At 64.1% G+C, this 270-nt stretch carries 1 protein-coding gene; it reads right to left on the minus strand.

Annotated features, from left to right (window positions below; all coding sequences use genetic code 11):
- The coding region (locus V6766_RS25555; protein ID WP_448471041.1) for an ABC transporter permease subunit at positions 1 to 270 on the minus strand (270 nt) is incomplete at both ends.

Consider the following 270-nt stretch of genomic DNA (forward strand, 5'->3'; position numbering starts at 1 on the left):
GCGTCGTCCAGCCAAAGCCGATGCCGATGCGCATGGCGGTCAGGATTTCCGGCAGGGCAGACGGCAGGATCACGTAGCGCATGACCTTCCAGCGGCTGGCGCCAAAGGAATAGGCGGCGTGGATCTGCTCGATCGCGGCGGATTTGACCCCGGAACGGGCGCCGAGCGCCACCGGCGCGAAAACCGACAGGAAGATCAGCAGAACCTTGGAGGTCTCGCCAATGCCGAACCAGATGATCATCAGCGGCAGATAGGCAAGCGGCGGGATCG

The sequence above is a fragment of the Martelella sp. AMO21009 genome (assembly GCF_053484295.1).